17 protein-coding genes are annotated in these 23,233 nt (G+C 38.3%); 16 read left to right on the forward strand and 1 reads right to left on the reverse strand.

Annotated features, from left to right (window positions below):
- Window positions 1-21 precede the first annotated feature (21 nt).
- From H9632_RS00335 to H9632_RS00400, 14 genes are all read left to right on the forward strand, one after another.
- Window positions 22-1,227: a DUF4097 family beta strand repeat-containing protein gene (locus H9632_RS00335; RefSeq protein WP_191702147.1), complete on the forward strand. Its 1,206-nt coding sequence runs from the start codon at window positions 22-24 to the stop codon at window positions 1,225-1,227.
- Window positions 1,228-1,841: 614 nt separating this feature from the next.
- Window positions 1,842-2,528 carry a cell division ATP-binding protein FtsE gene (ftsE, locus tag H9632_RS00340; RefSeq protein WP_191702148.1) on the forward strand — a complete coding sequence of 229 codons (687 nt, stop codon included), beginning with the start codon at window positions 1,842-1,844 and terminating at the stop codon, window positions 2,526-2,528.
- On the forward strand, window positions 2,518-3,414 hold the full coding sequence (gene ftsX, locus H9632_RS00345; protein ID WP_191702149.1) for a permease-like cell division protein FtsX: 897 nt from the start codon (window positions 2,518-2,520) through the stop codon (window positions 3,412-3,414). Before ftsE ends, ftsX begins: the two co-directional genes overlap by 11 nt.
- A 91-nt stretch (window positions 3,415-3,505) precedes the next feature.
- Complete coding sequence (locus H9632_RS00350) at window positions 3,506-4,789, forward strand: murein hydrolase activator EnvC family protein (RefSeq protein ID WP_191702150.1); 1,284 nt, start codon at window positions 3,506-3,508, stop codon at window positions 4,787-4,789.
- A 108-nt stretch (window positions 4,790-4,897) separates the two neighbouring features.
- Window positions 4,898-5,470: a peroxiredoxin family protein gene (locus tag H9632_RS00355; RefSeq protein WP_191702151.1), complete on the forward strand. Its 573-nt coding sequence runs from the start codon at window positions 4,898-4,900 to the stop codon at window positions 5,468-5,470.
- Window positions 5,471-5,544: 74 nt separating this feature from the next.
- A complete protein-coding gene (locus H9632_RS00360) occupies window positions 5,545-6,978 on the forward strand; it encodes a S41 family peptidase (protein WP_191702152.1) in 1,434 nt (477 codons plus the stop codon).
- 141 nt (window positions 6,979-7,119) lie between these two features.
- Window positions 7,120-8,289 (forward strand): PDZ domain-containing protein, encoded by a 1,170-nt coding sequence (locus tag H9632_RS00365; protein ID WP_191702153.1) that lies wholly within the window; start codon window positions 7,120-7,122, stop codon window positions 8,287-8,289.
- Between the two features lie 148 nt (window positions 8,290-8,437).
- Window positions 8,438-9,061 (forward strand): TVP38/TMEM64 family protein, encoded by a 624-nt coding sequence (locus H9632_RS00370; RefSeq protein WP_191702154.1) that lies wholly within the window; start codon window positions 8,438-8,440, stop codon window positions 9,059-9,061.
- Between the two features lie 129 nt (window positions 9,062-9,190).
- On the forward strand, window positions 9,191-12,832 hold the full coding sequence (addB, locus tag H9632_RS00375; RefSeq protein WP_191702155.1) for a helicase-exonuclease AddAB subunit AddB: 3,642 nt from the start codon (window positions 9,191-9,193) through the stop codon (window positions 12,830-12,832).
- On the forward strand, window positions 12,807-16,526 hold the full coding sequence (gene addA / locus H9632_RS00380) for a helicase-exonuclease AddAB subunit AddA (RefSeq protein WP_191702156.1): 3,720 nt from the start codon (window positions 12,807-12,809) through the stop codon (window positions 16,524-16,526). The genes addB and addA overlap by 26 nt, the downstream gene beginning before the upstream one ends.
- An 11-nt stretch (window positions 16,527-16,537) precedes the next feature.
- Entirely contained in the window at window positions 16,538-17,713 is a 1,176-nt protein-coding gene (locus H9632_RS00385; protein WP_191702157.1) for a DUF418 domain-containing protein, read from the forward strand.
- Window positions 17,714-17,843: 130 nt separating this feature from the next.
- Window positions 17,844-18,746, forward strand: a complete 903-nt coding sequence (locus tag H9632_RS00390) for a fumarylacetoacetate hydrolase family protein (protein ID WP_191702158.1) — start codon at window positions 17,844-17,846, stop codon at window positions 18,744-18,746.
- 116 nt (window positions 18,747-18,862) lie between these two features.
- Entirely contained in the window at window positions 18,863-19,231 is a 369-nt protein-coding gene (locus tag H9632_RS00395) for a YisL family protein (RefSeq protein ID WP_191702159.1), read from the forward strand.
- Window positions 19,232-19,515: 284 nt separating this feature from the next.
- Complete coding sequence (locus tag H9632_RS00400; RefSeq protein ID WP_191702160.1) at window positions 19,516-20,967, forward strand: alpha-amylase family glycosyl hydrolase; 1,452 nt, start codon at window positions 19,516-19,518, stop codon at window positions 20,965-20,967.
- A gap of 78 nt (window positions 20,968-21,045) precedes the next feature.
- On the opposite strand, the gene H9632_RS00405 is transcribed toward H9632_RS00400, so the two are convergent.
- Window positions 21,046-21,852, reverse strand: coding sequence for a Cof-type HAD-IIB family hydrolase (locus H9632_RS00405; RefSeq protein ID WP_191702161.1), 807 nt, complete (start codon window positions 21,850-21,852; stop codon window positions 21,046-21,048).
- 110 nt (window positions 21,853-21,962) lie between these two features.
- On the opposite strand from H9632_RS00405, the gene H9632_RS00410 reads away from it, so the two are divergent.
- Together H9632_RS00410 and H9632_RS00415 are read left to right on the forward strand one after the other, a co-directional pair.
- Window positions 21,963-22,718, forward strand: coding sequence for a prolyl oligopeptidase family serine peptidase (locus H9632_RS00410; RefSeq protein ID WP_191702162.1), 756 nt, complete (start codon window positions 21,963-21,965; stop codon window positions 22,716-22,718).
- A 61-nt stretch (window positions 22,719-22,779) separates the two neighbouring features.
- Window positions 22,780-23,088 (forward strand): metal-sulfur cluster assembly factor, encoded by a 309-nt coding sequence (locus H9632_RS00415; RefSeq protein ID WP_191702620.1) that lies wholly within the window; start codon window positions 22,780-22,782, stop codon window positions 23,086-23,088.
- Window positions 23,089-23,233: the final 145 nt, after the last annotated feature.

A 23,233-nucleotide genomic window follows, 5' to 3' on the forward strand; every position in this document is an offset into this window, starting at 1 on the left:
AGTAGAGGGAGGAATTTTTTTATGCAAGAAGAACGTAAACGTATTTTACAATTAGTTGAAAACGGTACAATTTCAGCAGAAGAGGCGATTGTATTACTAGAAAAGCTATCGTCCCAAAAGGAATCCACTCCACCGCCAGTAGTGCCGCCTTTAGCTGAAGAAAAGCATAAGGAAGAACCGCATACGGCTGAACCAATTTTTGAAGAACAAAAACAAAAGCGTAAGACAACAGGATTTGAAGATATTTTCGGCAAATCATTCAATGATAAAGAATTCAACAAAAAGATGGACGAGTTTATGGGAGATATTAAGCAGGACTTATCACAATTCAGTACACGCATGACTGGATTGGTTGGTGCAGCTTTATCAAAATTCAAGGATCTTGATATTGAAACGCCTTTTGGTGAAAAAGTAGAATTTACAAAAACATTTGCATATCCTGTCTCTGATATTAAAAGCATTGAGTTAGAGGTCGCAAATGGTAAAGTGGATGTAGTAAGAGCAACTGATGAATTGGTGACAGTGAATATTTTCGGGAAGACACCACAAAAAGGTACTCAGGAAGAAACAATTACGCAAGTCACTGAAAATTTATCGACATTGACGAATGAAAAATTATTTATTCAGTCTGCAAATAAATTTACACAGTTAAATGTGCAACTTGCTATTCCAGAAAAACATTACGATGTATTTATCGCTCGATTATTAACAGGCAGTATATCGATTGAACAGATGGATGCAAAGTTAATTAAAGCGCGTACTTATAACGGTATAGTTCGACTTGAAAACGCGACTTTCGATCATGCAGAATTGCAAACGAGCAACGGTGCGGTAGAAGCTCGTCATGTGAAAGGCGACGATTTAGAAGCGGAAACAGCAAATGGACGCATCTACATCGACGGTGAATTAAAGGAAGTAGAGGCGGAATCTGTAAATGGACATGTGGTCGTTACAACAACGAGCCCAGAGGCGCATAAAATTAAAGCCCGTGCTTTAGCAGGTTCAGTAGAAATCTACGTACCAAAAACTGTCGCACTGGATGGACAAATTTTCACAAACTTCGGGAAAGCAGATGTTGGCTTAAGCGATGTGAAGCTTTCTGAAGAAGAGGAGCAATTCCTTTCAAAATCGCTGCGCTTCACAAAAGAATTAGAAGGCGCAAAACTACTGAAACTAGTAGGAGAATCACGTACGGGTACAGTATTAGTACGCTATACACTGCAATAATATGAAGAGCTGAGGGTGCTTACTTTTAAGTAAGTGCCTTTTTGTATGAATTGATGATTTTGTTGGAGTATTAAACAAAAAATAGACGGAGAAATTCCGTCTATCACACCAGAAGATACCTAAATAAGATGATTAGATATCCATAGTCGGAAAAACTCCCCAATATTCACCTTTAATACTAGAGCCATTACGCAAATAACAAGGAAAACTTCGACTTATTTGGGCTCCAGAAAATGATAAGAAAGTTAAACCCCTATCACTAAAAAATCTCAAATATAAAATAATCTCACTTTTCACTTCAAAAAAACAAAATTCATCAATATATGTAAAGGAATTCCAATTTATATGTCGAATTATTTAAATAATAGGAACCTTATGTTATATTAATAAAATTTCGTAGTTTAACAAATACATTACGAAAATATAAAAATAGTGTACATTGAACTCGAAAGCACTAATTATTTGATGATATGAAGGCTGCAGCGTCGACATTATGCTTTAATTGATTATGCTAGCCTACATTGAAAAGAAAATGTAATAAATTTATAGATTGAAAGTGCTATAATAGATTAGACTATAATTTAATTAAGACAAAGACTTAGGTGGTTTCGTTAATGATTCAAATGAACAATGTAGTTAAAAAGTATCCTAATGGGGTCGTTGCGGCGAACGGGATTACAGTTCAAATAAAAAAAGGTGAGTTTGTTTATGTAGTAGGACCGAGTGGAGCAGGAAAATCGACATTTATAAAGTTGATGTACCGCGAGGAAAAGCCAACTTCAGGTGATGTAGTAATTAACGGGATTAACTTAAGAACGTTAAAAAATAACCGTGTGCCACATTTGCGTCGTCAGCTCGGTGTAGTGTTTCAAGACTTTAAATTATTGCCGCGCTTAACGGTATACGAAAATGTAGCGTTTGCCATGGAAGTAATTGAAGAACAGCCCAAAGTGATTCGCAAGAGAGTAATGGAAGTGCTTGAACTAGTTGGTTTAAAGCATAAAGTACGTATGTTGCCAAATGAGCTTTCTGGTGGGGAGCAGCAACGTGTAGCAATTGCCCGTTCAATCGTAAACCGTCCGAAAGTGATGATTGCCGATGAGCCGACAGGGAATCTCGATCCAGAAACATCATGGGAGATAATGAATATTTTTGAGGAAATTAATCGCCAAGGTACGACGATTGTAATGGCAACACATAACCGAGAAATTGTTAATACAGTGCGTAGACGTGTTATTGCAATAGAAGGCGGAATGATCGTCCGTGATGAGTACGGAGGTGATTACGGCTATGAAAACTAGAACAATAGCTCGTCATTTTCGTGAGAGTTTAAAATCATTGGGAAGAAATAGTTGGATGACAATCGCCTCTATCAGTGCTGTAACGGTAACTTTATTATTGGTAGGCGTATTTGCAACTATTATGATGAATTTAAACAAAGTGGCCTCGGATTTAGAAAATGATGTTGAAATTCGTGTTTTGATTGAAATAATTCCTGATGAGGCAGAGGCTAAGCTAGCAGAAGATCAGTTAGTTGATGAGATTCATAATCTACCGGATGTTGAAGAAGTTACATATTCTTCGAAGGAAGAAGAGTTAAGTAAGTTAATTAAAGATTTTGGTGATGAATTAAGTTTATTTGAACAAAACAATCCATTATATAATGTGCTATACGTAAAAGCGGTGGATCCATTAAAAACTGCTGAAGTAGCAAAGAAGATTGAAAGCTTTGAAAGCACATATGAAGTAAAATATGGTGAAGGTAAAGTAGAAAAACTATTTAACTTCTTAGAAATTGCACGTAATGTAGGTCTTGTGTTAATCTTAGGTTTGCTGTTTACAGCGATGTTCCTAATTTCCAACACGATTCGCATTACGATTACTGCACGTAGAGATGAAATTGAAATTATGAAGCTAGTAGGGGCTACAAATTCTTTTGTCCGCATTCCATTTGTATTAGAGGGGATGTGGCTAGGAATAATTGGATCAATCATTCCGATAACAGCCGTTACGATTGCTTATTACAATATTTATGAATTGCTTGCACCAAGATTAAAAGGCGAGCTATTCCAATTATTAGAGGTTGCACCACTTATGCTGCAGGTGAATGGACTAATTTTATTCATCGGCATGTTCATCGGTATATGGGGCAGCTTTATGTCAGTGCGTAAGTTTTTAAAAGTGTAATAGAACATAAATTGCATCATGCTCTTTGAACATTCAATAAAAGAGAGACGAACGAGCGACTACTATTCATGCATTTAGGGGGAAACAGGTTTTGAAGAAGCTAACAACGCGTTCATTTAAAATCATGGCTGTACTACTAGCGCTTATTTTATTTATTCAAATGCCGGCAGCTTATGCAGCATCATTAAGTGAACTAAAAAAAGAGCGCAGCCAACTTGAAGCTGAGAAAAAGATGCTCAACAAATCACTCGAACAAAAAACAAATGAAATCCAAACAAATCAAAATCGTCAGCAAAAAATTATTTCTCAATTAGAGCAAATTGGGGCAAAAATTAATGCAACGAATCAAGAAATAGAAGTTGTCGAATTGGATATTGAAATTGCGAATGAAGAAATTTCGATATTGGAAAACGACATTGAAGAATTGCAAACTAAAATTAAGAAACGTGATGAGCTATTGCGTGAACGCGCTCGTGCTATTCAATCAAGCGGTACGGTTAGCTACCTGGATGTGCTTTTAGGTGCCAATAGTTTTGTTGATTTTATCGACCGTTTCTCTGCAGTAAGCACGCTAATGGATGCTGACCGTCAAATTATGCGTGAGCAAAAGGAAGACCAGGAAAAGCTGGAAGTCCAAAAAGCAGAGCTACTGAAGAAAAAAGAGAGTTTAGAAGCGAATAAAGCAAAACTGCAAAAATTGATGGCGTCATTAAAGCAACAAAAGAAAGAAAAGAATCAATTAGTGGACGAGCTTGAAAAAGAAGAAGCAAAATTACGTGCTCAAAAAACAAGCTTAAAAGAAGAGTACGATGATAAAGTAGAGTTAAGTAAAGAAGTAGAAGAGAAATTTCTTAAAGAACAGCGTCGATTAGCTGAAGTTGCACGTCAAAAAGCTTTGGAAGCTGCAAGAAATAAAAAGAAAAACAATGTTTCAAGCTCTGGAAATTTACCGACAGTTGCGGCAGGTACTTGGACAAGACCAGCAGCGGGAAGATTTACTTCAGGGCACGGACCACGTAATATCGGTCCTATTGGAAGTAAATATCATTTGGGTATTGATATTGCAAACTCAATTGGGACTCCAGTTGTTTCAGCAGCAGATGGTGTGGTTTCCTATGCAGGAACTATGAATGGCTATGGCAATGTAGTGATGGTTACACACTCAATCGAGGGACAAATCTTTACGACGACATATGCCCATTTAAGTGGCTTTGATGCTAGCGTAGGGGATGCTGTTTCAAAAGGTCAGCAGATTGCTAGAATGGGGAATACAGGAAATTCAACAGGACCCCATCTGCATTTTGAAATTCATGTTGGCGAGTGGAATGGAAGTCGTTCTAATGCAGTAAATCCATTACGATATATATCCTTATAATAATAAAAAGGCAAAACTTTATTTGTTAAAGTTTTGCCTTTTAATTTTGAATAAATTCCATAAAGGTATGATATTGTACTAATAGGAATAAATAGTGAGGTGAGGTTGATGAAAAAGAATATAGGCATCGTTGTAATTTTAGTTCTCGTCGTTACGATGTTAAGTACATATATAAAAAAGGAACTCGATCAGAGTGTAGCAATCAGCAGTGATGAATTAGGAACTGAACTTGAATTAGGTGAGGAAATCGGACTTGAAAAAGGACAATTTGCACCTGATTTTACTTTATATAATATACAGGGAGAACCAGTGACTCTTTCAGACTTACGTGGAAAACGGGTTGTATTGAATTTCTGGGCAACATGGTGTCCGCCCTGTGAGGCAGAAATGCCACATATGCAAAAGTACTATGAAAAATACCGTGAAACAGACAATGTTGAAATTATCGGAATCAATGTAACGTATCACAGGGAAAAAATTGAACGTGTTGAGCAGTTTTTGAAAAGCTATGATATAACCTTTCCAATTGTTTTGGAATTGGAGGAATCAGTCTCTCGCCAATATGAAATTATAACACTTCCATCAACCTTTATGATTGACGTAGAGGGGAAAATTCAAAAGACAATTATAGGTCCGCTTGATTTAGATACATTACGAGAAAATGTGACACAATTAAATTAATTCATGTTCTATCCGTCTTTATAAGTATGAATCTTTCTTTCACTTCATAAATTTTATGGAACGGAGGAGAATTTGTGCGGAAAAGTCGGATTTTTTTATTAATTATTTTATTGCTATGTATAGGAGCAGGTGTTTATTGGGCTATGACAATGCAGGCACAGCCAAAAGCTAAACAAGCTGATTTCGCTGTGGTGAATGAACTACATCAACTAATAACGAAAGAGTCAGTTTATGATGTTGATTCCGAAAAAATAGTAGAAGGCGCACTTCGAGGAATGGCTAATGCAATTAATGACCCATATAGTACGTATTATTCGGAGCAAGAGGCGGCCTTACATAAACAGACGCTCGCTAGTGAACGGATTGGAATCGGTCTGGAACTATCTGAAGCGAATGGTAAGTTTATCGTAGTGGCACCAATTAAATCATCACCGGCAGAAAAAGCAGGTATCAGGCCATTGGATGAGCTTGTACAAATCAATGAGGAACGGCTTGAAGGGAAAACGATGGGGGAAGTTCGTAAGCTCATGCATGGTAAGGAAGGGGAAAGTGTGGAGCTCGTATTGTTTCGACCGGAGCTCGAGCAACATGTAAAGCTAAGTATAAAAAGGGAACGCCTGAAAAATGATACTGTGCAGGGCGATGTAATTGAAGTAGAAGGAACGAAAATTGGATACATGACCATCTCAATGTTTGGCGAAAAAACTGCCGAGGAATGGCAAAAATCTCTTGATGCATTAATGGAGCAGGATGTAGAAGGATTAATCATTGACGTGCGTGACAATCCAGGTGGCTATTTACATAGTGTTGCACAGATGATGAGCATGTTTGAGCAAAAGGAAACTGTATTTGCTTATATGCAAAATCATGATGGTGTAACAGAGCCACTAAAAACAAAAAAAATCGAACAATTTAAGCCATATGCAAAATGGCTGCGTGCAATACCCGTCACAGTTTTACAAAATGAAGGAAGTGCCTCGGCAAGTGAGGTGTTTGCAGGTGCGCTGCAAGATTGGAAACGCGCCGTCATTATTGGTGTCACTAGTTTTGGGAAAGGTACTGTTCAGCAAACATGGGATCTTCAAAATGGTGGAGAGTTGAAACTATCGACTAATAAATGGCTAACACCATCTAAACGTTGGGTACATGACGTAGGTATCAATCCTGATGTAGAAGTGACGCAACACCCGCTATATCGTGTAGAAAGAAAAGTTTTAGAAGGTCGTTATGAAGTCGGCGAGTATAGTGAAGAAGTCGCCTATAGTCAGAGAATTTTAAGTGAATTAGGTTTTACTATAAGTCGTACCGATGGATTTTACGATATGGATACAGCACAGGAAGTAGCAAGCTTTAGGCGGCAACAGGATTTACCTGAGGGACAGCATATGGATGAAATTTTCTTCGCGGAGCTAACGAAACAGCTTGAAACATTTAAACAATCAAAAGTAAATGATATGCAATTACAGATGGGAATTAGTTATTTAATGCATCAGTTGGGTGAAGGATAAACTATTAATTTCATCTTCCTAAGTAAAAGAAAAGGCGATCTCGAATTTTTTTCGAGGTCGCCTTTATTTTATTATCGGTACAAATGGGACTACGCATAATCAATAGGATTTGATACAATTAATCGTACGGTAGGTGAGAAAATGGATGAAACAATTTTAATTGAAATTTTGAAAGGGATTGGCCGATTTTTTTTAAATCCTTTGTTGTATGTCGCCATACTATCTGCAATTTATTTAGGTTATCGCAGGGTGAAGCGTGAACGGCGATTCTTCAATAGGCGTATATTAGGTGGCTGGTCCGAGTTGAAAAATATGCTTGTAATGGGGTTTGTACTATCCGTCATTATTTCAGTTTTTAGTCTTGTCATTGGCTTAACGGTCTCACTCGAGTTATTAACTGTTGTTTTTGTAGTAAGTCTCTTAGGACTAATCATTTATACTTATCATTTATTGTCACCCGCTATTGTTATGGCGATTGCTTTTTGTATGATCGTTATTATGCAATGGCAAAATTGGACATACTCTATCGGTCCGCTTGAACTGACAGGCACGAATGCGGTAAAAGAGCTTGCCATGACAGTACCGATTTTGACAGGTCTTTTATTAATGGCGGAAGGAATTTTGATTCGCCGTTATGGAGGGCGTTTTGCCTCGCCAATTATGGAGACGACTAAGCGTGGATTAAATGGAATCGGTTATTATAGTAAACAGCTTTGGGTATTGCCTGTATTTACAATAATACCAGGCGATGGGATTCAAAATATTGCTCCTTTTTGGCCGCAATTTACAGTCGGTGCAGAGCAATTTTCACTCATTGTCTTCCCGTTTATTATTGGTTTCCAGCAAATGGTTCGCCAAAAGCTGCCGATGAATGTTTACCCTCAAATGGGCCGTACGATTGTCATGATTGGACAGTTCGTACTGATTGTCGGTTTAGCTGCCTATTTTTCACCAGTATTGGGTGCAGCAGCTTTGGCATTAGGGGCAATTTCCCGTACGATTATAGGCATTTATTATAGCCGCTCAGAAGATCGCAACAGCTATGCGGTAATGCGCAGTGATAGAGGTGTTATGATTGCAGGGATTTTACCGAATTCTCCGGCGGAAAAAATGGGCTTATTGGCAGGAGAAGTAATAAAACGTGTGAATGGACAAGATGTTTATACGGAAGAAGATTTATATAAAGCACTGCAAATTAATGCAGCCCATTGTCGTCTGGAAGTGCTGGATCATGCCGGTGAGCTGCGTTTAACCCAACATGTTGTACATCGGGATGATAATTATAAAATTGGGCTTTTAGTAGTGAACTAGATTATAGAACGTAAAAGAATCCTGTGAAAAACAGGGTTCTTTTTTTAAGGTTACATAGAATAATTTATGTTACTATAAAAGTGAAAAAGATCAAAATTAAAATTTTGAATGCTTCCAGGATTTCATGTTTGTGGCAGGAGTGAAGGTTATGTTGGATTGGATGACTATCGACAATGTGGAAATTGTTGTAGAAAAATATAAATTATTAGGTCCTTTTTTCAGTGTATTTTTAACTTTTTTGGAATCATTTATACCGGTATTGCCGTTATTTATCATTGTAATTGCCAATGCTGCTGCCTACGGACTGTTTTGGGGTTTCTTACTGTCATGGCTAGGAACGGTTGCAGGTTCTTATCTGTTTTTCCTGATGATTCGAAAGTTTGGAGAGTATCGTATCTTCCGTCGCATAAAGGAACAAACCCAAGTGAAAAAACTGATACATTGGGTAGATATAAGAGGCTTTACGCCATTATTTGTATTACTATGCCTGCCGTTTACACCAGTTGTTGTTGTGAACAGCGTGGCTGGTCTCTCAAATATTAAGAAAAAGTATTATTTTTTAACACTGTTTATTTCAAAGCCGATCATGATTTTTTTGATTAGTTATTTAGGTAGCGATTTAAGACAAGTTTTAACATCACCGTTGAAAATTATTGTATCGATTGTGGTTGTATTGGTCATCTGGGGTATCGGTAAATTTATCGAACGGATTTTAAACAAGCGGGTAGAGCGCGACTTGCGCGAAATTGAAAAGCTCAGAAGAAATAAATAATATGTAATGATGAAACCTTGTTTTTTACAGTTGCGTAAAAGGACAAGGTTTTGTTTTATGAACACCATTAATGTACGAACATGTATTCTTATATTATAATAGATTAATAAAGATAAATGAGGTGAAATTATGACATTACGAGTCATTTCGGGTCGGGCAGGTACTGGGAAAACAGCTTTTATTCACCGTGAGATTGTGGAGGATTTAAAAACAAATTTGTTTGCCAATCCAATTTTTATTTTAGTGCCTGACCAAATGTCATTTACAACTGAGTATGAACTGACGACGAATTATGACATAGAAGGCATGATGCGGGCGCAAGTTATGACATTTAAGCGGTTGGCATGGTTTGTACTGCAAAATGAAGGCGGTATTGCACGTGAGCGTATTGATGGCACAGGGTACCGCATGTTATTACGCCGTATTTTGGAAGAACACCAAGAAGAATTTTTATTATTTAAACGAGCGGCAGGTAAGCGTGGTTTTACGAAGGAAGTCGAACAAATTCTAAAAGAATTTAGTCAGTACCATATTGATGTGGAGACAATTGAGCCACTAATTAATTCACTTAGGGAAAATGGAGCGAGCGAAGTACTACTCCATAAAATGCATGATTTACACATTATATTAAAGCAGCTACATGAGCGCATTGGGACGGAATATATTGACGGAGACGGCTACTTTCCAATGTTAATTGAACGCATTCCGAAGATGGAAAGCTTGCGGGATACCCATGTGTATTTAGATGGGTTCGTTTCATTCAATGGACAGGAAATGTCGATATTAAAAGAGCTTTTAATTTATGCAAAGCGTGTCACAATTGTTCTGCCATTGGAGGACCCTCAGGCTGATATGCTCGAAGGATCCGTATTTTACAGGGCCGCCATGACATATGACAAAATAAAGCATGAACTGCAAAAGCTGCGTTTTGAACGGGGAATCGACATTGAAGAGGAGCCAAGAGTTCATCTCGAAGTAAATTACCGTGCAAAAAATCAAGACTTGCTGCAAATTGAACTAAGCTTTGACAAAGTTATAGACGCTCCGATTGAATCGACAGGACATGCGCAAATACTGGAAGGTGTAAATCCGCGAGCTGAAGTGCAAGGAATTGCCCAGGAAATAAAGCAACTCGTCTTAAAAAAAGGGTTGCGCTATAAAGATATCGGGATTATGTACCGCCAGGCAGATGTATATGACGCTATTATCGGTACGACATTTATGCAATACGAAATACCTTTTTTCTCAAATGAGAAGCGGGCTATGCTGTATCATCCGCTTATTGAATTTAGTCGATCTGTGTTGGAAATTATTACGACTAACTGGAAATACGAGCCGATATTCAGGAGTGTTAAAACGGATCTGTTCTTTCCGTATGGGGCCAACTTAATGGTAATGCGGGACCGAGCTGATATTCTTGAAAATTTTGTCATTGCAAAAGGTATTGTCCATGATCGTTGGATGAACGAAGAGGTTTGGCATTACCGTCGTTTTAAATCTTTAGAAAAAGTAAATGCGATACAAACAGAAGATGAATTGGAGCATGAACAGCTCTTAAAATCAGTCCGGGATTTAATCCGCGAACCAGTCTTGGCATTGCAAAATCGTTTAAAAGGCAAAAGGACAGGCCGTGAAATTGTAGTGGCATTGTATGAGTTTATGGAGCAGCTGGATATCTACAAGAAGCTTGTAAAAATGCAGGAACAGGAAGAACTGAGTAATGCACTTCATCAATCACTGGAACATGAGCAGGCTTGGAATGGCTGGGTGCATATTTTAGAGCAATTCGATCTAATGTTCGGCGACAAAATCATGCCGTTAGAAGAAGTTGCACAAATTCTCGATGAAGGCTTTGAGACACTGCAATTTTCAAGTGTGCCCCCAACATTGGATGAGGTGACAGTTTCAACAGTTGAGTTTGCACGCTTTGATAATAAAAAGGCGATTTTTGTAATCGGGGTCAACGATGGCGTTTATCCGATGCGTATGGATGCAGGGGGGTTATTATCGGATGATGAGCGGGAAGCCTTTGAAAAAATAGATGTTGAATTGGCGCCAGGTATAAAAAGTAGGCTGCTTCAGGAGAGCTTTTTATTTTATCGTGCCATTTCCTCGTCGACACAATATTTATATATTACGTATGCAAATGCAGATGAGGAAAGTAAAGGCAAGCTTCCGTCGCTCTATGTTAATCGATTGCATAAAATGTTCGAGATTGTGGAAAATCAGGGGATGGAACAGGATAAAACGATTCGTACATTGCCGCATCGACAAATAGCGATGGATCCATTGGATGAACAGCAAAAAGCTAATGTACTCCACTATATCCAGCACCCATCTCCATCGATTGGCTTTTTAATGACACAGCTGAAACAGGCGCAAATTGAGCGACGTCCGCTCACAGAGGAATGGGCTGCCTTGAAAGCATTTTATGAACGGGATTCCCAATGGAAGAATGTGCTGAATATCGTAGGAAAACCATTGTATTCAACAAATGAAGCGGAACCTTTGACAGAAGAGGTCGCTACAGCATTATATGGAGAAAACTTCCTGGCAAGCGTATCGCGTATTGAACGTTTTTACAGCTGTCCTTATTCGCATTTTGCTTCATACGGCCTAAAATTGCAGGAACGTACAGAATTTAAGTTAGAGACATTTGCGATGGGTGATCTGTTCCATGAGGCAATACGGACAATATTATCGGAAAAAGAGCCGACAATTGCATTGAATACGTATGTAAATTGCTATAAAAAGGCGAATGATACCATAACGAAGCTCGTCGATTATTTCTCATATAGCATTTTAAAAAGTAGCCATCGCTTTGAATATATTAAAACAAAGCTTGTGAAAATAGTAGCCCGTACCGTTTATGCCCTTATGAACCAAAGCGAGCTATCCAAGTTTAAAGCAATTGCCCATGAAAAGCCTTTCGGAAAGCGCGATGACAAAAATACTGAACAAGATGACCGCAATCCATTGGAAGCACTTGAAATTGAATTGGATCATAACCGTAAAATGTATGTACGTGGTCAAATTGACCGTATTGATGCATACAAGGACGCGGAAAACTTATATTTGCGTGTCATTGATTACAAATCAAGTGGCCGCAAGCTTGATTTTACTGAAGTATATAACGGAATTTCCTTGCAGCTGTTAACATATTTGGATGTCGCGATGAAAAACATACCAATTATTGCACGCGAAGGTAAATTCATTCAGGACTTATCGGATCTTGAAAATATCATTGTTCAAGCGGCAGGTATGTTTTATTTACATGTACACAATCCGCTTATTCCTACTGAAGATTATGAAGAATACGACCGAGTGGAAAATATGCGTCAGGAGAAATTCAAATTAAGCGGTTATATGTTAAAGGATGTAGAAATCGCACAATTAATGGATCAGTCACTCGAACCGAACAAATCGTCAATTATCGTTCCGGCAGCATTTAAAAGCGGTGAAGACCCTGAATTTAATAACCGCTCGTCGAAAGTGATTGAACAGGATCAAATGGAAAATCTACAGCAGTTTGTTCATTATAAATTCCGTCAGGCAGGAAATAAAATTTATGAAGGCAATACAGAAATTAAACCGTACAGTCTAGGCAACCAAAAGGCCTGTACATTTTGCAGCTATAAAGCGGTTTGCCAATTTGATCAGGCAGAGACTGGCAATAGCTTCAATGAAATAAAGAAACAGCCGGAGCAGGAAGTATTTAAAAATATTGAAAAGGTGGTGTGTGTTCATGACGATTCCAGCGAAGCCGAATAACGTTCAATGGACGGATGTACAGTGGAAAGCCATCTATGCAGCTGGCCATGATATTTTAGTATCTGCGGCAGCGGGTTCAGGGAAAACGGCTGTTTTAATCGAGCGGCTTATTCAAAAAATAGTAGCCCCAGAAGAAAAACGCATTGATGTTGATGAACTGCTGGTCGTAACCTTTACGAATGCATCAGCTGCAGAAATGCGGAATCGAATGGCAGAAGCACTCGAAAAAGCACTTACTGAAAATCCAAGCAACCTTTTCCTGCGTAGACAATTAAGTTTATTGAACAAAGCGCAAATTTCTACACTACATTCGTTTTGTCTATCGATTTGCCGCGAATATGCATACACGATTGATTTAGACCCTGGGTTTCGCCTGGCAAGTACGGAGGAAGCATCATTATTGCAAGATGATGTGTTGATGGACGTGCTTGAAAAGGCGTATCGTGGTGATATGGAGACGCTCTTTACGAAAGATGAGCTTTATACATTGATCGATAGCTTTGCGTCAGACCGAAGTGACCAGGCAATCGAGCTATTGCTTCAGGAGATGTACAAAGTTTCACGGGTACAACCAAATCCGTATGAATGGCTGCAAACATTGCCGGAAAAATACGATATTGATCCGAAAAGTCCCATTGACAATTTAGCTATTGCACAGGAAGTTCGCCCGTTTATTATTGCCACCTTGAAGGAGATTACAGCACGTCTTGAAAAAGGCTTGCAAATTGTAACGGTCGTGCCCGCTTTGGAAAAAAATAAGCCATTGTTTGAAGCGGAATATGCAGGGGTGAAAAATGTATTAAATGCAATGGAAAATAGTTCGTGGGAGCAAGCCTATGGGCTAATTCCTGCCATTGAATTCGGACGCATTAAACCGCTGACGAAAAAAGATACAGAAGAAGACAAAGAATTGTATGCGGTGGCCAAAAATCACCGTGACACAGCTAAAGAAATGCTGAATTCATTAAAAGATACATTTTTTGCTCGTCATCCAAAGCTTTATGTACAGGAAATGGCGGCGACAAAGCCCATTTTAGAAACGCTTGTAAAGCTGACAATTGAATATAGTGAAGCATTTAAATTAGCCAAACAAGAGCGCGGCTTACTTGATTTCTCGGATTTAGAGCATTATGCACTGGAAATATTAACAGATCCACAGAGTGATTCCAAACGAACACAGCCATCCGATGTGGCACGCACTTTTCAAAAACGTTTCAAAGAAGTGCTTGTCGACGAGTATCAAGATGTGAATTTTTTACAGGAGACGATTTTACAACTAGTGAAAAGTGGCGGAGAGCAGGACGGGAATATGTTCATGGTTGGTGATGTGAAGCAAAGCATATACGCGTTTCGACTTGCAGAGCCGCGCCTATTTCTTGAAAAATATAAGCGCTTTGAGGAGAATCCAGCCGATACAGGAATGAAGATTGATTTAAATGCTAATTTCCGCAGTCGCTCGGAAGTGCTGGAAGGTACGAACTATGTATTTGAGCAAATTATGGACGAGGAAGTCGGAGAAATTGCGTATGATGAGCAAGCCAAATTGAAGTTTGGTGCGAGCTATGATGCGCAGCAAGTACCGATTGAGCTTGTGTTGCTTGAAGGTGACTCGAAGGCGCAAAACGTGCCCGGTCAAGATGACGGAGCTGAAGAAGAAAGCATTAACACAGCCCAACAGGAGGCGCGCTACATTATTCAACGCATTCGCGATTTAGTTGACAATGGTGGACAGGTTTACAATCCGAAAATGAAGTCGATGCGTCCAGTTAGCTACCGGGATATCGTTGTATTAATGCGTTCACGTACATGGTATACGACTTTTGCGGAGGAATTTAAATTAGCAGGTCTTCCACTTTATGCTGAAACAGATGGCGGCTATTTTGAATCGTTGGAAGTAATGATTATGATTAACACGCTAAAAGTAATCGACAATCCCTATCAGGATATTCCGCTTGCCTCTGTTCTGCGGGCGCCATTCATTGGGCTGACAGAAAATGAATTGGCGAAAATAAGGTTAGTAAATGGTAAAGTACCATTCTACGAAGCGTTAAAGCAGTATAAAGAAGAAGCGATGGGCGAAATGCCGATTGAAACAGAAGCTAAGCTGGACAGATTTTTCGCATTGCATGACAAATGGCGTAATTTCAGCCGTCACGGGGCGCTCGCTGATTTAGTATGGCAAGTATATTTGGATACAAATTACTTCGAAATGGTCGGTGCGATGGCCAACGGGAAGCAACGTCAGGCAAATTTACGTGCGCTTCATGACCGTGCATTGAGCTATGAAAAAACATCGTTCCGCGGCTTGTTCCGATTTTTACGTTTTATCGACCGCATGAACTCTCGCGGAGATGATTTAGGTGTTGCCAAGTCCACAAGTGAAACAGATGATGTAGTAACCTTGCTTACAATCCATAAATCAAAGGGGCTTGAATACCCAGTTGTATTCGTAGCAGGCATGAGCCGAACATTTAATACGAAAGATTTGGGCAATCGCTATATATTTGATCAGGATTTTGGATTAGCGATTAAATCCGTAAATCCCGACCTAAATATTATTTCAACTTCTCTTCCGCATTTGTATGTGAAGGAAAAGAAATTGGCAAAAATGAAAGCCGAGGAAATGCGTGTATTGTATGTGGCGATGACCCGTGCAAAAGAGCGGCTTATTTTAGTCGGCTCGATAAAAGATTGGGAAAAGCAGAAGGAAGAATGGGCATTTTACCAGGAGTTGAAAGACACAGTGCTCCCGGCATATATCCGTTCAAAGGCGAATAGTTATTTAAGCTGGGTTGGACCTGCTGTTGCTCGTCATCAAGACTTTCTATTTGTGAACTACGGGTATTCGAACAAAGCTACTACTACACCACAGTGGTCGATTACGGTTATACCCAATCGTGACTATTTAACAACAACTGAAATAAAAGAAACGGAAGAGGTAGTAGAGCAGGAAGTTGTAAATGAAGATATGGTTCAGCTACTGACAGAACGCTTTACGACACCCTATTCTTACACGAATGCTGTAACAAAAAAATCAAAAACCTCGGTTTCAGAGCTAAAACGTATGGAAAGCCTGCAGCAAATGGAAGAAGAGCATTTATATAATTCAGAAGCAAAACGTTATGTAAAGACAGAAGTACCAAGCTTTATGTTAAAAGAGAAGAAAAAAAGAAAACTGTCCGCTACTGAAGTTGGTACAGCAGTGCATGCCGTTATGCAGCATATACCGCAGCATGGCTTTGCTACAATTGAAGAAACGAAACACTTTATACAATTCCTTGTCGAACGCCAATTACTTCAACAACTGGAGGCGGACGCTGTGTCGGCTGAAAAGGTGTATGCCTTTTTCGGAACAGAGGTAGGGCAGCGCTTTAAAACGGCGAAGGAAATTTTAAGGGAAGTACCTTTTACTATGAGCTTGAAGGATAAAGACGGTGATGCGCAAATTATACAAGGGGTCATTGACTGTATATTTGAAGATGAAGAAGGTAAATGGGTACTCCTGGACTATAAAACCGATTATATTGAACAGATGATTTTAGACGATTTAGAGAAAATTAAACGAAAAATGACAAAATCCTACCAAATTCAATTAAACTATTATCAGCATGCTGTACAATCCATTAAGCGTATCGAAATAAGCGAACGTATATTGTATTTATATAGCATAGGACTAGAAGTGAAAATAGATTAGGGGGATAAAAAGTGGATTTTCGCCCAGTAGGTACGAATGAGCGTATAGCAACGCTTGATATTTTACGAGGATTTAGTTTGCTCGGCATTCTATTAGTAAATATGTTTGGCTTTTATTTACCGATGCCACATATTGCGGATTTAGGCAGCTGGTTTAGTGAAGTGCAGGATATTGTGCTTCACCAGCTTTTGGATATATATGTTCAAAGTAGTTTTTATCCGTTATTTTCTATGCTTTTCGGGTATGGTTTAGCAATGCAGTATGTAAAAGCAAAAGAAAGGGGCATTAACTTCTATCAATTTGCCCCGAAACGTCTCTTGCTAATCTTCTGTATGGGAATGTTCCATGCCATTCTTATTTGGTGGGGCGATATTTTAGCAATGTATGCATTTTGTGGTGTGTTTTTAATTGCACTTATCCGTCTGCCGGCAATTTGGCTTTTACTAGTAGCAATTGCTATAAATGCTTTGTATCATGGATTTAATTTAAGCTTGTATGCACTGGCAGGTTTTTTTACGACATCAACAGATTCAATATCTGTGAATTTTGATGCGATTCAAAGTGCAGTGACAGCTTATGGGATTGGCAGTTGGACAGACGCATTTATGCAGCGTCTTGATGATCTGGCAATTCAAATGAGTATATTTATGTGGATATCCTCATTATTTACGATTTTGCCTTATATGTTATTCGGTGCGGCCATTGCAAAATGGCGTCTTATCGAACGGGCAAAGGAAAAAGTTATTTTATGGATTATTTTAGCGATAATTGGTATTGCTGGCGGACTGTATGTGAAAAGCCTGCCGATTGCCGGAGCTCAAACGATTGGTAATGAGTATTTACAAGTCTATATTGGCGGTCCTATTTTAGCAGTCGGCTATATAGCGGTTGTGACATTGTTAACGCAGCTACCGTTCGTTGTTAAACTTCTGTCTCCAATCGCCACAGCGGGACGTATGTCGTTGACTCTTTACATTATGCAATCTGTTATTTGTACGGTGCTGTTTTATAAATGGGGCTTCGGTCTTTACGGAAAAGTGGATGTGCAAATGGGTATTTATATGGCAATTGGAATCTTCGTCATTCAAGTATTATTTGCAGAACTTTATTTTTCAAAATTTAAACAAGGACCACTGGAAGCATTACTGAAAAAAATTACTTATGGCCAGTTTGCTTCTCGGAAATAAAAACTATTATTATGTAAATTTATAGAAAGAAAGCTTAGTTTTACAGAATAATATTATTTTGTCAGAAAAGTAAGGTAATTATTTTATTTTTAATGTATGATGTAAAAAAACAGAAGGAGTGCTCCACGTTATGAAATTGTTATCATTTAAAGTAAACGAACAAGTAAAGTTTGGCCCTAAAGTGAAAAAAGAAGAGGCAGTATGGGATGTTGTCGAAATTCAAAAACAACTCAATGTACTAAAAGACTTTCCAGAAACAATTATCGACGGGATAGCACACGGCTATGAATTTGTAGAGCAAGTTCGTAAATTAGTAGAGGCAGCACAAAAGCATGAAGATGGTGCTAAATTCAAATTAGCATATTCTAATATAGAATGGTTGTCGCCGGTTCCTCGTACACCGAAAAATATAATGTGTGTCGGCAAAAATTATAATGACCATGCGGTTGAAATGGGTGCAGAGAAAGCGCCGGAAGATATGGTAGTATTCACTAAATCCCCAACTGCGATTGCGTCGGATGAATCGACATTATCCGCTCATGCAGAATTTACGGATTCTCTTGATTATGAAGGAGAATTGGCGGTTGTAATCGGTAAGCAAGGCAAAAATATTCCTAAAGCAATGGCGTACGATTACGTATTTGGCTATACAATTGCGAATGATATTACAGCGCGTGATTTACAAGAAAAACATAAACAATATTTCCTAGGAAAAAGCTTGGATGGCAGCTGTCCTATGGGTCCATATTTAGTTACAAAAGATGAAATTCCAGATCCGCATACATTAACAATTGTAACGAAGGTTAATGGGGAAGTTCGTCAAAACGGTTCGACAAAAGATATGATGTTTACCGTCTCGGATATTATTTCAATTATTTCAAAATATGTAACGCTGGAGCCAGGCGATGTTATTTTAACAGGCACGCCAGCAGGAGTTGGAAAAGCAATGAATCCACCTAAATTTTTAAAAGCCGGTGATGAGGTGAAAGTTTCGATTGAAGGCATTGGGACTCTGGCAAACCGATTTGTTTAATATAATTCATTTATTATGACCTTTTCTTTTGTTACTTGGACGAATCCATTGAATTTATACATGCTAGCATGGTAGGATATTTCCTGTAGATAATAAATAGAAGAGGTGGAAAATTCATGGATTTCTTATCAAGTTCAACACACTTGCACATTACAGCATGGGCAATCACATTAATCCTATTTTTTGTAGCTGCATTAGCAGGCAAAAAATTAACAGCTGTACACATGACTTTACGTGTAATGTATATTTTAGTTATCATTACTGGTTTGGCTTTATTCTTAGAATGGCGCGATAAAATCACTGAAAGCGGCATGAACTATGATATGAAAGTGTTATTTGGTATTTTAGTAATTGCATTCATGGAAATGGTATTAGTGCGTAAAAACAAAGGCAAATCTGTTAATATGTTCTGGGTACTATTCGGTATCGTTTTACTAGTAACATTATACTTAGGCTTAAGCATGGGTATCGGTATAAACTTCTAATAAAAGCATTGTGTGCAAAAAGTGAAATCAACTTTTTGCACACTTTTTAATTTAAAAAACTATATATATTACATCAGGCTTTCATTTCGCATTTCCCTCTATTTGATTTATCAGATGCATAAATTATTTCCATATACATATATGATTTGCTATTCTTTAAATCTATACACATTTTTGTCACGTATTTGTTGGATTTCCTACAAATAACTTTTGTAATCATAGCTACGTGTATAGGTTTTTTGGTAAAATGACGTTGGATTGTATGTGAAAGAGAGGGAAATAAATTGAGATTTAATAAATGGCTTAGTGCACTTACTGCAGGTGTAGTACTTTCAACTTCATTGTCATTTGCATCATTAGCAAATGCTGAAGAAAATCGTACAATTGCAGATGAAAGTATATATGACATTTTAGTGGACCGCTTCTTTAATGGAACAGGCAAAAATGATGATGATACAGTAAATGCCCAAGACCCGACAATGTTTGCGGGTGGAGACTTTGATGGTGTCTTAAAGAAAATTGATTATGTTACCAATATGGGCTATACAATACTTTCAGTAGGCTCAGTTTTTGCAACAGAAAAATATGACGGTTCGATGCCGACAAGCTATACACTATTAGACCCTCGTTTTGGTACAGCTAATGAATTCAAGAAAATGGTAAATTCATATCAAAAGCGTGAAATGAAAATAATGGCTGATTTTCCTATTACGAATGTTAGTCCAAACCATGAACTTGCAGCAAAGCAAGGATTTGTGGCAAGTACAAATGATGGGAAAATACAGTGGGATTTAACAAACGAAGAAGTACAAAATGTAATAATCGACAGTGCCGTACAATTTGTGGATACATACGGACTGGATGGCGTGCGTCTAACGAATATTGAGCAAGCAGATACAGCATTTTTAAACCGCATGATTGAGCAATTAAAAGCTACTGGTGCTTACGTTATTGCAAATGCGGAAAGCGATGCTAATTTTGATGCAAAATTCTATAATGATATGGCTTCCCAATATACAAATTCCTTTAAAAATGTTGATTTGGATACGACAGTGTTGGAGCCGTATATTGAAGAAACATTATCCGATACACCTGTGTTGACAATGACCGATACAATTTGGTCAGACCGTTTTACTTTAGCTGCAACGGCTGAAGGGATGTATCCTCCGACACGTAGTAAAATTTCGATTGCAAGTACACTATTATTGCCGGGTGTGCCAGTCGTTCAATACGGATCTGAAATTGCAATGAATGGTACTGCCGGTGAAGAGGCGCATCAATACTATAATTTTAAGACAGATTCAGAACTGGCGGATTATGTTGGAAAGCTTCAATCTTTACGAAATGATTCAGATACATTACGTAATGGTGAATTTAAATGGCTTGAAAATGAAGATGGCTATATCGTATTTGAGCGGAAATCTGACACGGAAACATGGATTGTTGTTATTAACAATAGCAGTAAAACAAAACGTGTCCATATCCCTGTAGCAGAGCTGGGGGAAGGAAAAGAAATCCGTGGGATGTTCAATAGTGAAATCATTCGTGAAAATAAAGATAACAACTATACAATCATTTTAGACCGTGAAATGGTTGAGGTGTATCAGGTCATCGATGCGCGAGGAATTAATACTTCCTATATTGTGGCACTTGGACTAGTTGTTGTACTTTATACGGCATTCATGATTGTCATTATGAAACGTGGAAAACAACGCCGCGCCAATTCAGCAAAATAAAATGAAATAGCCCAGAAAAGTGAATACCTCGCTTTTCCGGGCTATTTTTAATAATTGGACTCAATTCAGTAACGTGTCCTATAGTTTTAATCGGTCATGCAAAAATTTTGCAATACCATCTTCATTATTGGATAACGTAATTTCGTTGGCGATATTTTTTAAATCATCAATTCCATTACTCATTGCTACACCAATTCCGGCATAATCAATCATTTCAAAATCATTGTCCTCGTCGCCAAATGCAATGATCCGCTCACGTGGAATACCCATTTCTTTTGAAATGAAGTCAATACCAATTGCTTTACTTAACCCTTTATGCACAATTTCAATAATTGGGAAAGGTGCACCCCAGCGTCGATGCTCGATCAGCTCAGCGTGTACATCGTGCAAATGTTTGCGGATAATTGGCGTATTTACATCATCTGCCTGAATCAATAAACTCGTCGGATTTTCCTTTAATGTCCTTTTGAGATCACCCATTAAAATATTAGGACTACCCATATTAAACATTTCGTGTACTTTTTCATCCTCACGATGGAGATATACATCGTCCATTACTTCGGCGATTAAATTATCATATTCATATTTATGGACTGATTCAACAACATCGTGGACTACACTTAAATCCACAGGTGTATGGATTGTTTTCCACATTGGGTTTTTTGGGTGGTGAATAAGCGCCCCGTTAAAATTGACAATTGGTGTCGTTAACTCCAATTCTTTATAATAGGGAAGACTAGCCCGGAAAGGACGTCCTGTCGCGATCATTACTTGATGCCCCGCTTGCTTTGCCTTAAATAATGTTTCCTTTGTAAGGGAGGAAATCTTCTTATCATCCGTCAATAATGTTCCGTCTAAATCCAATACTATTAAATGTTCGTTCATGAGAATAAGCCTCCTTTAGCATGGGTATTATTGTAACGTGAAAAATTAACATTCGTCAAAGTTTTGAAACAATCGCGGAGTTTTGATAAGGTAAGGACGAGGTGAAAAAAATGATTGTAGAGCAAGAGTTATGGAAGTCGATTCCGTTATTGCATGTGTATGATGAAACGATGGACGAACATACACCCGTCGTTATTTTTTTACATGGGTTCTTAAGTGCTAAGGAACATAATCTTCATTATGCGTATCAGTTTGTGCAAAAAGGTATCCGAGTTATTCTACCTGATGCGATCATGCATGGAGAACGGTCAGATTATTTAACGGATGAACAGATGAATTATAACTTTTGGAAAATTGTCTTAAAGTCGATCGGAGAAGTACATACTCTTTATGAAGAAATGAAGCTGAAAAAATTGGCAGGCGGCAAAATTGGTATTGCCGGAACGTCAATGGGCGGCATTGTAACATCGGGCTGCTTAACTGTTTATCCATGGATTCAGGCTGCGGGTATTTGCATGGGAACAACGAGCTACACGAAGGTCGCACTTCATCAAGTTGAGGAACTGAAGCAAAAAGGTGTTCAACTTCCGATATCTGATGAACAGCAAAGTGCTTTGTTCAATATGCTCGGCAAATATGATATGGAACAACATGGATCATTGTGGGCAAATAAACCAATAATATTTTGGCATGGTGAAAAAGATACGGTCGTTCCATTTAGTATGAGCAGACCTTTTTATGAACAACTTGAAAAAGAAGGAAAGGCAGCGAATATTCAATATATCGCAGAGCCAAAAGCAGGACATGCCGTTTCAAGAAATGGTATTTTACAAGTGACAGATTTCATTGCACAACGTTTGGCATAAAGCATTCGTTCTGCTATGATAGACGATAACACTATGTCGAAAGGGGAAACAAAAAATGGCGATTGATCAAGATATGAAAGACAGCATGCTCGGAGCTTTAGAAAATGTAATCGACCCTGAGCTAGGCATCGATATTGTCAACTTAGGTTTAGTATATGAAGTGGATTTAACAGAAGAGGGCTTAGCGATTGTTACAATGACATTAACATCAATGGGTTGCCCGCTTGCACCAGTAATCGTGGATCAAGTAACAACAGCATTAAATGAATTACCGGAAGTAAAAGAGGTAAAAGTAGATATCGTATGGCAGCCGGCATGGTCTAAAGACAATATGTCACGCTACGCAAAAATGGCTTTAGGTATCCGTTAATAAAAAATATTAAATCGATTATTTTGCAGAAGCAAAATAATCGATTTTTATTTTAGATAAATATCACGGTCTAAGTCATAGAGTCGTAAAGGATTTTTTATGTTTTCCAGTTGAATCCAGTTTAAATATGCGGTTAACATCAAAT

This window comes from Solibacillus merdavium (assembly GCF_014836935.1).
GTDB lineage: Bacteria > Bacillota > Bacilli > Bacillales_A > Planococcaceae > Solibacillus > Solibacillus ferritrahens.